Origin of the sequence: Metabacillus sp. B2-18, from assembly GCF_021117275.1 — a bacterium.
Classification (GTDB): Bacteria; Bacillota; Bacilli; order Bacillales; family Bacillaceae; genus Metabacillus.
Genome location: NZ_CP088245.1, coordinates 4,893,467 through 4,907,444, shown reverse-complemented (window position 1 = coordinate 4,907,444; position 13,978 = coordinate 4,893,467). Strand labels below are relative to the sequence as shown.

Genomic DNA, 13,978 nt, shown 5'->3' with positions numbered 1-13,978 from the left:
TGCAATTTCCAAAGGGGTGGGCATCAAGTGAATCTACATTTAACAGAAGAGCAAGTAATGATGCAAAAAATGGTACGTGATTTTGCAAAAGCAGAAATTGAGCCATTTGTGGAAGAGATGGAAAAAGGGGTATTTCCATCCTCTGTTCTTCAGAAAATGGCGGGACTTGGTTTAATGGGGATTCCAATTCCGACCGAATATAACGGGGCGAACATGGACTACACCTCTTACATTATGGCCATTCATGAAATAGCCAAAGTAAGTGCAACAGTAGCTGTTATTTTATCTGTTCACACATCTGTTGCAACCTACCCAATTCTCATGTTTGGCAATGAAGAGCAAAAAAGCAACTATGTAAAAAAGCTTGCAACAGGGGAGCGTCTGGGAGCCTTTTGTTTAACAGAACCAAGCTCTGGTTCTGACGCGGCAAGCATGAAAACAAAAGCCATGAAAAAGGATGATCACTATCTATTAAATGGATCAAAAGTATTTATTACAAATGGTGGTGAAGCTGACATATATATTGTTTTTGCTCGAACAAGCGAGGACAAAGGAAGCAGCGGCATATCGGCATTCATTGTTGAAAAAGGAACACCGGGCTTTCTTATCGGAAAAGATGAACACAAAATGGGCTTAAACGGATCAAGAACAACGGAGTTAATTTTTGAAAATGCTAGAGTCCCGCTTGAAAATCTTCTAGGGAACGAGGGAGAAGGCTTTAAGCTTGCGATGGCCAATCTTGATGGAGGCCGAATTGGCATTGCTGCTCAAGCACTCGGAATCGCCGAGGCTGCGCTAGAGAAGGCAACAGCTTATGCCAAGGAGCGCAAGCAGTTTGGCAAGCCAATTGCTCTCCAGCAAGGGATTTCCTTTAAGCTTGCGGATATGGCAACAAATGTAGAAGCTGCGAAGCTATTAGTTTATCAAGCTGCATGGTTAAAAGAACAAGGACTTCCATGTGGCAAGCAGGCTGCGATGGCTAAGCTATTTGCTTCGAAAACAGCGATGGAGGTTACCACAGAGGCAATTCAAGTCTTTGGAGGCTATGGCTACACAAAGGATTACCCGGTGGAGCGGTATTTCCGTGATGCGAAGGTTTGTGAAATTTATGAAGGTACTAGTGAAATACAACGAATTGTGATCAGCAAGCATGTAGTGAAAGAAAAATAAGCGGTGAAATGGGGAGAAAGGGATGTACTTTAAACTATCAGAAGAACATGAAATGCTACGTAAAACGGTAAGAGATTTTGCAAGAAAAGAAGTAGAACCAACAGCAGCAGAGCGCGATGAGCATGAGCGTTTTGATATGGACATTTTCAAAAAAATGGCCGACCTAGGTTTAACAGGAATTCCTTGGTCTGAGGAATATGGTGGGATTGGCAGTGATTATCTAGCTTATGTGATCGCAGTTGAAGAGCTTTCAAGAGTATGCGCATCAACAGGGGTAACGTTATCCGCCCATACGTCGCTTGCAGGATGGCCCCTATATAAGTTCGGAAATGAAGAACAAAAGCAAAAATACCTAAAGCCAATGGCACTAGGTGAAAAAATTGGAGCATACGGGTTAACCGAGCCGAGCTCTGGATCTGATGCAGGTGGTATGCGCACGAATGCTCGTGAACGGCGACTATTATATTTTAAATGGTTCAAAAATTTTCATCACAAATGGAGGAATTGCCGATATTTATATCGTATTTGCAGTAACAGACCCTTCAAGCAAGCATAAAGGAACAACAGCGTTTATCGTTGAAAAAGATTTTGAAGGCTTCTCGGTAGGAAAAAAAGAAAGCAAAATGGGCATTCGTTCATCACCTACAACGGAGATTATGTTTGAAGAGTGTAAAGTACCAAAAGAAAATGTATTAGGCGAGATTGGGGATGGCTTTAAAATTGCTATGATGACATTAGATGGTGGTAGAAACGGTATAGCAGCTCAAGCAGTTGGAATTGCACAGGGTGCGTTGGATGCAGCCATTGCCTATGCAAAAGAAAGAGAGCAATTCGGCAAGCCGATCGCAGCTCAGCAAGGAATCAGCTTTAAGCTTGCTGATATGGCAACAAATATTGAAGCTGCACGATTATTAACCTATCAAGCAGCATGGCTAGAGTCTGAAGGGTTGCCATATGGTAAAGAATCAGCAATGTCTAAGCTTTTTGCTGGTGACACAGCGATGAAGGTTACAACTGAGGCCGTTCAAGTATTTGGTGGCTATGGCTATACAAAGGATTACCCTGTTGAGCGGTTTATGAGAGATGCCAAAATCACACAAATCTATGAAGGCACACAGGAAATTCAACGACTTGTCATTTCTAGAATGTTAACGAAATAAAGGAATACTAGTTTCGGTGATAGGTGGGAGGTAGATGGAAAAGCGTGAAGTTGTCGCATCCGTTAAGGATGAGAAGTTAATTGAAAAGCGAAGAGAGCAAATGATTAAAGGTGCGGTCAATCTTTTTAAAGAAAAAGGATTTCACCGCACGACAACTAGAGAGATTGCAAGGTCTGCCGGCTTTAGTATCGGAACGTTGTATGAATATATTCGCCAAAAAGAGGATGTTCTTTACTTAGTTTGTGACAGCATTTATGACCAGGTTCATGCCCGCTTAGAGGAAGATATTGATACAAAACAAGGCACAATAGAAAGTTTAAAGCGAGCGATTCACAATTATTTTATCGTCATGGATGAGATGCAAGATGAAGTGCTCGTTATGTATCAGGAAGTTAAGTCATTATCTAAGGACGCTTTACCATATGTGTTAAAAAAGGAAATGGAAATGGTCGGGATGTTTAAAAAAATTGTTAAAGACTGTGTGCAAAATGGGGAATTAACGTTATCAGAGCCAGAATGTGATTTAATTGCTCACAATATTTTTGTCAAAGGCCAAATGTGGGGCTTTAGACGCTGGGCCCTTCACAAAATGTATACGCTTGAAGATTACATTGAGCTGCAAACAAAGGTTATTTTACAAGGGGTTGGGAAGTAACTTTTGTGGCAATCAAAGGGGTGTTTTTATAAATGACAATAACAGAGGTATATAAACCAAAGCATGCTGTTCGCTTTGTCACAGCATCAAGTTTATTTGACGGACACGATGCTTCCATTAATATTATGCGACGAATCCTTCAAGCAAGTGGAGCGGAAGTGATTCATCTTGGACACAATCGTTCAGTTGAAGAAATCGTGGCTGCTGCGATTCAGGAGGATGTTCAGGGGATTGCCATTTCTTCCTATCAAGGTGGACACGTTGAATTTTTCAAATACATGTACGATCTACTGCAGGAAAAAGGAGCAGGACATATTCGTCTTTATGGCGGCGGCGGGGGAGTCATTATTCCTCGAGAGATAAAAGAGCTTCATGAGTATGGTATTGCGAAAATTTTCTCTCCTGATGATGGTCGCGAGCTTGGTCTACAGGGCATGATCAACCATATGCTAAGAGAGTGCGATTTTTCTACCGTTGAAAAGGGAGAAATCTCTTTGGACGATGTGAAAGAAGGAGAAACAAAAGCAGTTGCCAAACTCATTTCTTGTGCAGAAGCGAAAGTGTTTAAACAAGAAATCACAGAAGCAGCAGAAAACCTAATTAGTGAAATAAAAACGTTGAGTACGAAAACACCTGTGATCGGGATTACGGGAACAGGTGGTGCCGGAAAGAGCTCACTAACAGATGAATTAATTCGACGTTTTTTAAATGAGTTGCCATCAGTAAAAATCGCCATATTATCCGTGGATCCAACGAAGCAAAAAACTGGTGGGGCATTGCTTGGAGATCGAATCCGCATGAATGCCATTTTTTCTCCACGAGTGTTTATGAGAAGCTTGGCAACGAGACAATCAAAGTCAGAGCTATCATTGGCCATTCAAGATGCGATCTCTATTGTAAAGGCAGCTGGCTTTGATCTTGTGATCGTTGAAACAAGCGGTATTGGTCAAGGTGATGCAGAAATCGCTGAGATATGTGATCTATCAATGTACGTCATGACAAGTGAATTTGGGGCACCATCTCAATTAGAAAAAATTGATATGCTCGATTATGCTGATGTGGTTGTCATCAATAAATTTGAGCGTAAAGGCTCTGAAGATGCGAAGCGCCAAGTGCAAAAGCAGGTGCAGCGCAGTCGAATGCTATTTGATCAGCCACTAGATGAGATGCCTGTTTATGGCACAATTGCCAGTCAGTTTAATGATTTAGGCACAAACACTCTATTCGCAAGGCTACTAGAATTAATCAATGAAAAAACAAATCTAGATTGGCAAACCTCTCTTCCGGTTGTTAAAGATGTGGAAAAGCAAAACGTGATTATTCCGCCTGAACGCCGTTATTACTTAAGAGAAATCAGTGAAACTGTTCGAAACTATCATCGTCACTCAGAGGAACAAGCAGAGCTTGCGACAAAAAGGTTTCAACTAAAAGGTGCGCTTGAAACGCTTATGGAACAGGAAACAAATGAAGAAGTGATTTTATCTTTAAAAAATGTCCTGAATTCTCTTGAGGAAAAGCTAACACCTCAATCAAAAGCACTTTTAAATAGCTGGGAAGAAACAAAGGAGAAATATGCTCAAGAGCAATTTACAACGGTTATTCGCAACAGAGAAATTGTTACAAAGCTTAGAACCACTTCCCTATCAGGATTATCCATCCCGAAAGTATCATTACCAAAATATAAAAATGACGGTGATGTTTTAAATTGGCTTTATAAAGAAAATGTACCAGGCTCTTTTCCATATACAGCAGGTGTGTTTCCATTTAAACGAGAAGGAGAGGATCCTAAACGACAGTTTGCCGGTGAAGGAACTCCTGCCCGCACAAATCGCCGTTTTCATTATTTATCAAAAGATGATGACGCAAAGCGTTTAAGTACAGCGTTTGATTCAGTAACACTATACGGAGAAGATCCAGCCTACCGTCCTGATATTTACGGAAAAATCGGGGAAAGTGGAGTAAGCATTTGTACATTAGATGATATGAAAAAGCTTTATGATGGCTTTGATTTATGTGCGCCTTCCACATCTGTTTCCATGACGATTAATGGTCCAGCACCAATCATTTTAGCGATGTTCATGAATACTGCGATTGAACAGCAGCTAAGCAAGAAGGAAGCTGAGCTCGGTCGCTCGTTAACAATGGAAGAATATGATGAAGTAAAAGCCTTCACCCTGCAAACAGTTAGAGGAACCGTGCAAGCCGACATTTTAAAAGAAGATCAAGGACAGAACACATGTATTTTCTCAACAGAATTTGCCCTCCGTTTAATGGGAGATATTCAGCAATATTTTATTGATCAAAAGGTGCGAAATTACTACTCTGTTTCCATTTCTGGCTATCATATCGCAGAAGCAGGAGCCAATCCAATTTCACAACTAGCCTTTACTCTCTCAAATGGGTTTACGTATGTAGAATATTACTTAAGCAGAGGAATGGATATTGATTCATTCGCACCTAACTTATCCTTTTTCTTCAGCAATGGACTCGATCCGGAATATACGGTTATCGGTCGCGTTGCCCGGAGAATATGGGCAACCGTCATGCGCGACAAATACGGCGCCAATGAACGAAGTCAAAAGCTAAAATATCATGTTCAAACATCAGGGCGATCCCTGCATGCCCAGGAAATTGACTTTAATGATATTCGCACAACCCTTCAAGCACTAATGGCCCTGCATGATAATTGTAATTCATTACACACAAATGCCTATGATGAGGCGATCACAACGCCAACTGAAGAATCGGTACGCCGCGCAATGGCGATTCAAATGATTATTACGAAAGAACATGGCTTAACGAAAAATGAGAATCCGCTGCAAGGCTCATTCATTATTGAAGAGTTAACAGACTTAGTAGAAGAAGCAGTACTACAGGAATTTGACCGTATTAATGAACGCGGCGGTGTACTAGGCGCAATGGAAACACAATATCAACGCGGCAAAATCCAGGATGAATCGATGCACTATGAAATGAAAAAACACACAGGTGAACTGCCAGTCATCGGTGTAAACACTTACCTAAATCCAAACCCACCATCACAAGACATGATGGACAACATGGAACTCGCCCGTGCATCACAGGAAGAAAAAGAAACGCAAATCCAAAACTTAAAGGCCTTCCAACAAACACACGAGCACAAAGTTGAAGAAGCATTGTTGAACCTAAAAAACAAAGCTATCCACAACGGCAACATCTTTGCCGAACTAATGGAAACTGTAAAAGTAGCCAGCCTTGGCCAAATTACGCAGGCATTATATGAGGTCGGGGGACAATATAGAAGGAATATGTAGAGTTGGGGAAACCGGTTACGCCGGTTTCTGTTTTTTTTAGTGGCTAGGTGTGACACTTCCGGCTGTCATTAACGAGGCTATGAAGACTGTTTAAGTGGGTGAAGAGTTGCGAGATGGTCTTCATAGGCGAGATGAAGACTGTTTAAGTGGGTGAAGAGTTGCGAGATGGTCTTCATAGGCGAGATGAAGACTGTTTAAGTGGGTGAAGAGTTGTGAGATGGTCTTCATAGGCGAGATGAAGACTGTTTAAGTGGGTGAAGCGTGCTGAGATGGTCTTCATAAGAGAGATGAAGACTGTTTAAGTGGGTGAAGAGTTGCGAGATGGTCTTCATAGGCGAGATGAAGACTGTTTAAGTGGGTGAAACGTGCTGAGATGGTCTTCATGCATGTGATGAAGACCGTTTTAGTGGATAAAGAGTTGCGAGATGGTGGCAAAAATAACCTAAAAACACTCCTAAATCAATTTTTACATGATAAAGGTGGCATAAACTGCTAGAAATTGTTTATAATGAATGGTATGATTTGATAGGTTTGCTATGTACATATTTTAAAGTTTATTCTACTTAATTGGCTTATTCTAGCTGAATTCTGTCTAAGATAACAGAACCACACTAGAAAGCGGCCCTGGATTTACAATAGATCGATGATGTAGAAAGGAAGTGCCGGAACTTGAGTCTAAAACAATTAACAGAAGAACAAATAAAAGAAATGGCAATGGTTGAGGTTGCCTATGAACTTTTCTTAGAAGCAAGAAAACCTTACGTATTTAGTGATTTAGTAAAAGAAATTGCTGATCTTCTAGGATTATCACAGCAACAAGTAGAAGATAAAATTGCTCAATTTTATACAGACATCAACATCGATGGCCGTTTTATTTGTGTTGGTGAAAACATGTGGGGATTACGCACATGGTATCCATACGAGCAAATTGAAGAAGAAATCGTTCCTGTTGCAAAACCTAAAAAGAAAAAATCGAAAAAAGCAGACGATGAAGATCTGGATGATGTATACGATGAGCTTGATGAGGAAGACCTCGAATATGACGATATCGATGAATACGATGATTCAGATGACGACGAAGAAGAAGATGATTTTGATGATATAGATGATGCAGACGATTTAGATGAAGATGATGATGATGATTTAATCGATGATGATGACGATGACTATGATGACGACCTTGATGATGACGAAGAAGACGACGATTTTGATGATGATTCAGACGAAGAAAAATAAAATCAAATCGTCTTGACTTTCTTTTTCTAACTAGGTAGAATCTATTTTGGGCTCTTTAAAAAGAGATTGTTCGTTTAATTAAACAATTACAGCTCCCTTTCAAGTTTGTTTGGAAGGGAGCTTTCTTATTTTATATAAAAGTTTAAAGTTCAATTCTAAAATGATTTAGAATTGTTAAGTAGGACAGGCTTACCCCTGAATTTCACAAAATTTTTCACTCTTATTCATCGTTTTTCAAATGATTTTTTCATTTCTTGTACAAAATAAAAAAAGATTAGCTTCTGAGGGGGAAGACCATGACAAAGTATATTTTTGTAACAGGTGGAGTTGTATCATCTTTAGGTAAAGGGATCACAGCTGCATCACTAGGAAGATTATTAAAAAACCGTGGAATCAGTGTAACGATCCAAAAATTCGATCCGTACATAAATGTGGACCCGGGAACAATGAGTCCGTATCAGCACGGTGAAGTATTCGTTACAGGAGACGGTGCAGAAACAGACTTAGACTTAGGTCATTATGAGCGTTTTATTGATGAAAACTTAACTAAGTTTAACAACGTGACAACAGGTAGAATCTATTCAACTGTTCTAAAGAAAGAGCGCCGTGGTGACTATCTAGGTGGAACTGTTCAGGTTATTCCACATATCACAAATGAAATCAAAGACAAAGTATTTCGCGCTGGTAAAGAAACAGGTGCAGATGTTGTTATCACAGAGATTGGTGGAACAGTAGGGGATATTGAATCACTACCATTCTTAGAAGCCATTCGCCAAGTGAAAAGTGATGTTGGCCGTGACAATGTGATGTATATCCACTGTACACTTGTACCATATATTAAAGCTGCTGGTGAAATGAAAACTAAACCAACTCAGCACAGTGTTAAAGAATTAAGAAGTCTTGGTATTCAACCAAATGTGATCGTTGTTCGTACAGAGATGCCAATTTCTCAAGATATGAAAGATAAAATTGCGTTATTCTGTGATATTGATAAAAACGCAGTGATCGAGTGCCGTGATGCAGAAACGTTATACAGCATCCCACTAGATCTTCAAGATCAAAACTTAGATACAATTGTATGCAATCACTTGAAACTAAATTGCAATGACGCGGATATGACAGAATGGAAAGAGCTTGTACAACGTGTTACGAACCTTTCAAAAACAACAAAAATTGCTCTTGTTGGGAAGTATGTTGAACTGCAAGATGCATATATTTCTGTTGTTGAAGCACTTCGCCACGCTGGATATGAATATGATTCTGATATCGAAATCAAATGGGTAAACGCAGAAGAATTAACATCTGAAAACGTAAAAGATCAGCTTGCAGATGTTGATGGTATTTTAGTTCCTGGTGGCTTCGGTGACCGCGGTGTTGAAGGGAAAATCGTTGCAACGAACTATGCACGTGTTAATAAAGTGCCTTTCTTAGGAATTTGCTTAGGTATGCAAGTGGCTTCAATTGAATATGCTCGTAATGTATTAGGCTTAGCGGGAGCAAATTCTGCTGAAATTGATCCTAACACAGCTTATCCAGTAATTGATTTACTTCCTGAGCAAAAAGATGTTGAAGACTTAGGTGGAACATTACGTCTTGGTTTATCTCCAAGTAAGCTTCAAGAGGGAACTCGTGCATACGAGGCATACCAAGATGAAGTGATTTACGAGCGTCACCGCCATCGTTATGAGTTCAATAATGAATATCGTCAAGCAATGGAAGAAGCTGGCTTTATTTTCTCGGGTACAACTCCAGACGGCCGCTTAGTCGAAATCATTGAAGTAAAAGATCATCCTTGGTTTGTAGCATCACAGTTCCATCCAGAATTTACATCAAGACCTACAAGACCACAGCCACTATTCCGTGACTTTGTTCGCGCATCATTAACGGCTGCTGAAAAATTATAAAACATTAGTTAAGCCATCCTATAAGGATGGCTTTTTAATTAGCTTTACTATAGAAGGAAATAGATATGGAAACCGGTTTTTAAAAAGTTTTTAATTTTTTCAAAAAATAGATTGATTTATAGAATAATAGAAGATATAATCATAGTTGAAAGCGGTTTCCAGTAACGAAAACCACTTTAATTTTTTCCTGATAGGGAAATCGGTTTCCGTAACGGGTAACGGTTATAAAACAAAAACCAAGGGGGAAATAAAATGAAAAGCAAGAAAAAATGGTTAGCTTCCGGTTTGTCTTTAGCTTTAGCATTTTCGTTAGCGGCATGTAGCGGTGGGGATAAAAATGAAACCGCTTCAGAGGGTGGCGGAAGTGGAGATGAAAAAGTAGAACTAAACTTCTGGGCTTTCGGTGCAACAGGCTATGAAGAGTTAGTAAAAGAATATCAAGAACAAAATCCAAACGTAACAATAAAATTTAAATCTTCCGAAACAGCTGAACACCATGATGCATTATTCACAGCTTTATCAGCTGGTAGTGGTGCTCCTGATATCGCGATGTTAGAAGTAGATCAATTTGATCGTTTCAAAGCTGCTCAAGATCGTTTTGCAAACTTATATGATCTTGGTGCAAAAGACGTTCAAGATCAATACCTAGAGTGGAAATGGAATGCTGGTGAAAATGCAGATGGAGACTTCTTATTCGGTCTTCCAACTGATATTGGACCTAAAGCATTATACTATCGTACAGATGTATTCGAAGCAGCTGGTCTACCAACTGAGCCTGCTGAAGTAGAAGCATTAATCAATTCTCCAGAAGCTTTTAAAGAAGCTGGATTACAAGTAAAAGAGAAAACTGGTAAACCTTTCGTAGACAGTATTGAAATGGCTTACAGAGCCTATCTTGATTCTGCTGTTGAAACATACTTAAATCCTGATGGTGAGTTAATTTTAGATGAAGAAGGTAGTGCGGTTAAAAAAGCATACGATTATGCTGTTGAGTTAGATAAAGCTGGAATCGTTGGTAAATTTGATATGTGGACACCAGAATGGTCAAACGCTGTTAACACTGGTGAGTTCGCTGCTGAATTAGGTGCTGGCTGGTTAAAAGGTTGGATGGAAGGTAATGCTCCAGATGCTTCAGGTAACTTCAAAGTAGCTACTTTACCAACTGATTTTGCTGCTAACTGGGGTGGATCTTACATCGCAATCCCAAGTGAAACTGAAAATGCACAAGCTGCATATGATTTCGTTGAATGGTTAGTATCACCTGAAAACCAATTAAAATCATTCCAAAGCAATGGATTATTCCCATCTGCACCAGCTGTGTATGAAATGGAAGAGTTCACTTCTAACCAAGATGAGTTCTTTGGTGGTCAAGTAACATCTGAAGTATTTGCTCAAGCAGCACAAGATATCGAAGGTGCCGTTTATAAAGGTGAAAAATACTTCCCAGTACACCAAGAAGTTCTAAATGCACTTAAAAACGTTCAAGACGGTGCGGATCCAGAAGAAGAGTGGAAAGCTGCTGTTAAACGTGCACAAGATTTAGTAAATCGTTAATTCAAAAAATGAATGAAGCTAAGATATGGTGCGCATCGTTGCACCATATCTAGTTTTACTGAAAGAAACGGGGAGTGAAAATGGTTTCTGCAAACGAAAAAGTAGTCAAAAAGAAAAGGTTTCTATCAGAAGAAAAGAAAGACATGATTTCTGGCTATCTTTATGTTTCACCTTTCTTTATCATCTTTGCTGTTATTGGTTTATATCCGGCGTTATTCAGTTTATATCTAGCTTTCCAAAAATGGAATGGGCTAAGCCCTATGGAGTTTGCTGGGTTAAATAACTTCAAAATTGTATTAGAAGATCCACTATTTTGGAAATCTTTATATAACACAATCGTTATTGGATTAATGGGTACTGCCCCTCAATTAGTTGTTGGGATTATCCTTGCATTTCTATTAAATCTATCGTTTCTCCGCTTTAGAAATTTCTTCCGAGTTACGATCTTCATGCCATATATTACGTCAATGGTTGCAGTAGCCCTCATTTTTAGTGTGTTATTTAGTAATCACGAAACTTCCTTAGCCAATTATGTACTAGGCGTGTTTGGATTTGATCCGGTTAGCTGGGCTTCATCTGAATGGGGTACAAAAATTGCAATCTCCATCATGGTATTTTGGAGATGGGTTGGTTACAACACAATCATTTATCTAGCGGGTCTTCAAAGTATTTCAAATGACCTGTATGAAGCAGCAACAATTGATGGTGCAAATAAGTTCCAACAAATGCTTTATATTACAATGCCGATGTTAAAGCCGTTTATCATTTTAACTGTTTTCTTCTCAACAGTTGGTGCACTGCAATTATTCGCTGAACCAACCGTATTCTTAGGTGCATCAGCATTTACAAGAGATGAAGCAATGACAGTTGTTATGTATCTATACCGCGATGCCTTTAAATTACAATCTTTTGGTACAGCATCAGCAACAGCGGTTATTTTGTTATTTATCATCATCGTCTTCTCTGCGATTAATACGTTAATAACATCAGGGAAAATTGGTAGAAAAAAGGAGGGAGCTAACTAATGGGTGACGTAGCAGGAACAAAAAAGTTTTCAAAAGGTAGAATTTTCATCTATACATTTCTTACTCTAGCATCACTTTTTTCATTGTTTCCATTTTATTGGATGTTTGTAATGGCAACCCGCCCAAGTTCAGCTTATAACTCCATTCCGCCAACGATTACTCCGGGTAACTTGTTAGTGGAAAACTTCCAGAAGGTATTGGGTGCCATTGATTTCTTCCAAGCGATGTTAAACACTGTGATTCTTTGTACATCAGTAACAATCGTTGTGTTAATCATTAGCTCACTAGCAGGATTTGCTTTTGCGAAATTTAGATTTCCTGGAAAAAACGCATTGTTTATTGCGATTCTTTTAACAATGGTTATCCCTCCACAGTTAGGGTTAATTCCGCAATACTATTTAATCTCAAAAGCAGGTTTGCTTGATACATTACAAGGTGTTGCGATTCTATTTTTCTTAAATCCATTAGGAATCTTCTTAATGAGGCAATATGTAAGCAATTCGGTGCCTGATGAATTAATTGAAGCAGCAAAGCTTGATGGGTGTTCGAATTTCAGAATCTACCGCAGTATTGTGCTGCCGATCATTTTACCTGCATTTGCAACATTAGGTATTATCGTCTTCACAGCTGTATGGGGAGAATTCTTATGGCAATTTACGATTTTAAGAGATCCAGAAATGTATACAATTCAAGTTGCCCTGGCGACATTAAGTAACACATTCAACATTGACTTCGGTATGATTCTATCTGGAGTATTCTGGGCTACAGTCCCTTTATTAATTATTTTCCTACTGTTTAACAGACTATTTATTTCTAGTATTACAGATGGTGCAGTTAAATAAAATTTTAATTTATTACTATCCTTTTTTGCCCATTATCAAATTGTAAATTGCTTCAAATAATAGTAATCTAAACAGTAAATAAGCAATCTATTATGAAGGCGAAAGGCAATTGAGGGACCGCTATGAATTTAACGATTAAAGATATTGCGAAGATGGCTGGAGTATCTCCAGGAACTGTATCAAAAATTATAAATAATTATGGTGGTATTAGTGAAAAGACGAAGAAAAAGGTGCTGGATATTATCCGGGAAACAGGATATCAGCCTACCTTTTCTGCGAAAGCACTTGCCACCAAAAAATCGAATTTAATTGGGTTAATTTATGCCGGTAAAGTAAATGTTGATTTTACACATCCTTTCTTTAATGAGGTTGTTACTTCGTTTAAAAAAACAATTGGTTCGCTAGGCTATGACATTATCATGTTCTCAAACGAACAATTCTACAAAGATAATGGTAGTTATTTAGCAAGATGTCGCCATTTTCATGTAGATGGTTGTGTCATCATTGCTGGTGAAGAAGTAGAGGATGCGATCTATGAGCTTGTGCGAGAGGAAATTCCTTGTATGGGAATTGACCTGGAGCTTAGCGGACCAAAAGCAAGCTTTGTGATGAGTGATAATGTGAATTTATCAAGAAAAGTGATTCAACACTTTTATTTGCAAGGAACTAGAGACATTGGGTTTATTGGTGGTCAAGAAGATTCTGCGATCACGATGTTTCGCGAAAAAGGTGTAAGAGAAACAATGGATCAGCTTGGCCTTGAGATTCATCAAGAGTGGTTTCAATATGGGGATTTCCATGAAGAAAGTGGATATCAAGCCATGAATAAAATATTAGAAACAAAAGCTTATCCGCGAGCTGTTTTTGCAGTATCGGATATGATGGCTTTTGGTGCAATTGATGCGATTAGAGATAAGGGACTAAGGGTTCCTGAAGATATATCTGTGATTGGCTGTGATGACATTGATGCATGTCGACATAGCAGTCCAAAGCTATCGACTGTAAGGCAGGATAAAGAACAGCTTGGGAAGCTTGCTGCGTATATGTTAAATGACATCATCAATGGAAAATCAGAGTTAAAGCCTGTTTTTATCGATTCTAATTTAGTAGTAAGAGAATCATAAAGCCAATCATAAGAA

At 39.0% G+C, this 13,978-nt stretch carries 9 protein-coding genes and 1 pseudogene; all 10 read left to right on the top strand.

All coding sequences use genetic code 11. From position 1 onward, the window contains the following. Nucleotides 1-27 precede the first annotated feature (27 nt). The 10 genes and pseudogenes from LPC09_RS24515 to LPC09_RS24470 all read left to right on the top strand — a co-directional run bounded on the left by LPC09_RS24515 (nucleotide 28) and on the right by LPC09_RS24470 (nucleotide 13,963). On the top strand, nucleotides 28-1,170 hold the full coding sequence (locus LPC09_RS24515) for an acyl-CoA dehydrogenase (RefSeq protein ID WP_231308658.1): 1,143 nt from the start codon (nucleotides 28-30) through the stop codon (nucleotides 1,168-1,170). A gap of 22 nt (nucleotides 1,171-1,192) precedes the next feature. Further along, a pseudogene (locus LPC09_RS24510) lies at nucleotides 1,193-2,330 on the top strand (acyl-CoA dehydrogenase). Nucleotides 2,331-2,364: 34 nt separating this feature from the next. Then, nucleotides 2,365-2,985 carry a TetR/AcrR family transcriptional regulator gene (locus LPC09_RS24505; RefSeq protein WP_098795407.1) on the top strand — a complete coding sequence of 207 codons (621 nt, stop codon included), beginning with the start codon at nucleotides 2,365-2,367 and terminating at the stop codon, nucleotides 2,983-2,985. Between the two features lie 32 nt (nucleotides 2,986-3,017). Next, nucleotides 3,018-6,278, top strand: a complete 3,261-nt coding sequence (gene icmF / locus LPC09_RS24500; RefSeq protein ID WP_231308657.1) for a fused isobutyryl-CoA mutase/GTPase IcmF — start codon at nucleotides 3,018-3,020, stop codon at nucleotides 6,276-6,278. Between the two features lie 669 nt (nucleotides 6,279-6,947). Then, nucleotides 6,948-7,514 carry a DNA-directed RNA polymerase subunit delta gene (rpoE, locus tag LPC09_RS24495; RefSeq protein ID WP_098795409.1) on the top strand — a complete coding sequence of 189 codons (567 nt, stop codon included), beginning with the start codon at nucleotides 6,948-6,950 and terminating at the stop codon, nucleotides 7,512-7,514. A 296-nt stretch (nucleotides 7,515-7,810) separates the two neighbouring features. Next, entirely contained in the window at nucleotides 7,811-9,418 is a 1,608-nt protein-coding gene (locus LPC09_RS24490) for a CTP synthase (RefSeq protein WP_231308656.1), read from the top strand. A 252-nt stretch (nucleotides 9,419-9,670) separates the two neighbouring features. Then, complete coding sequence (locus LPC09_RS24485; RefSeq protein WP_231308655.1) at nucleotides 9,671-10,972, top strand: ABC transporter substrate-binding protein; 1,302 nt, start codon at nucleotides 9,671-9,673, stop codon at nucleotides 10,970-10,972. 80 nt (nucleotides 10,973-11,052) lie between these two features. Beyond that, nucleotides 11,053-11,997 carry a carbohydrate ABC transporter permease gene (locus tag LPC09_RS24480; RefSeq protein WP_231308654.1) on the top strand — a complete coding sequence of 315 codons (945 nt, stop codon included), beginning with the start codon at nucleotides 11,053-11,055 and terminating at the stop codon, nucleotides 11,995-11,997. After that, nucleotides 11,997-12,839: a carbohydrate ABC transporter permease gene (locus LPC09_RS24475; protein WP_231308653.1), complete on the top strand. Its 843-nt coding sequence runs from the start codon at nucleotides 11,997-11,999 to the stop codon at nucleotides 12,837-12,839. The genes LPC09_RS24480 and LPC09_RS24475 overlap by 1 nt, the downstream gene beginning before the upstream one ends. 122 nt (nucleotides 12,840-12,961) lie before the next feature. After that, nucleotides 12,962-13,963 (top strand): LacI family DNA-binding transcriptional regulator, encoded by a 1,002-nt coding sequence (locus LPC09_RS24470; RefSeq protein WP_098795414.1) that lies wholly within the window; start codon nucleotides 12,962-12,964, stop codon nucleotides 13,961-13,963. The last annotated feature ends 15 nt before the right edge of the window (nucleotides 13,964-13,978 follow it).

Coding starts and splice junctions, on each gene's coding strand:
- icmF (WP_231308657.1), top strand. CDS start 3,018: ATGACAATAACAGAGGTATATAAACCAAAGCATGCTGTTCGCTTTGTC.
- LPC09_RS24485 (WP_231308655.1), top strand. CDS start 9,671: ATGAAAAGCAAGAAAAAATGGTTAGCTTCCGGTTTGTCTTTAGCTTTA.
- LPC09_RS24475 (WP_231308653.1), top strand. CDS start 11,997: ATGGGTGACGTAGCAGGAACAAAAAAGTTTTCAAAAGGTAGAATTTTC.
- LPC09_RS24480 (WP_231308654.1), top strand. CDS start 11,053: ATGGTTTCTGCAAACGAAAAAGTAGTCAAAAAGAAAAGGTTTCTATCA.
- LPC09_RS24470 (WP_098795414.1), top strand. CDS start 12,962: ATGAATTTAACGATTAAAGATATTGCGAAGATGGCTGGAGTATCTCCA.
- LPC09_RS24490 (WP_231308656.1), top strand. CDS start 7,811: ATGACAAAGTATATTTTTGTAACAGGTGGAGTTGTATCATCTTTAGGT.
- LPC09_RS24505 (WP_098795407.1), top strand. CDS start 2,365: ATGGAAAAGCGTGAAGTTGTCGCATCCGTTAAGGATGAGAAGTTAATT.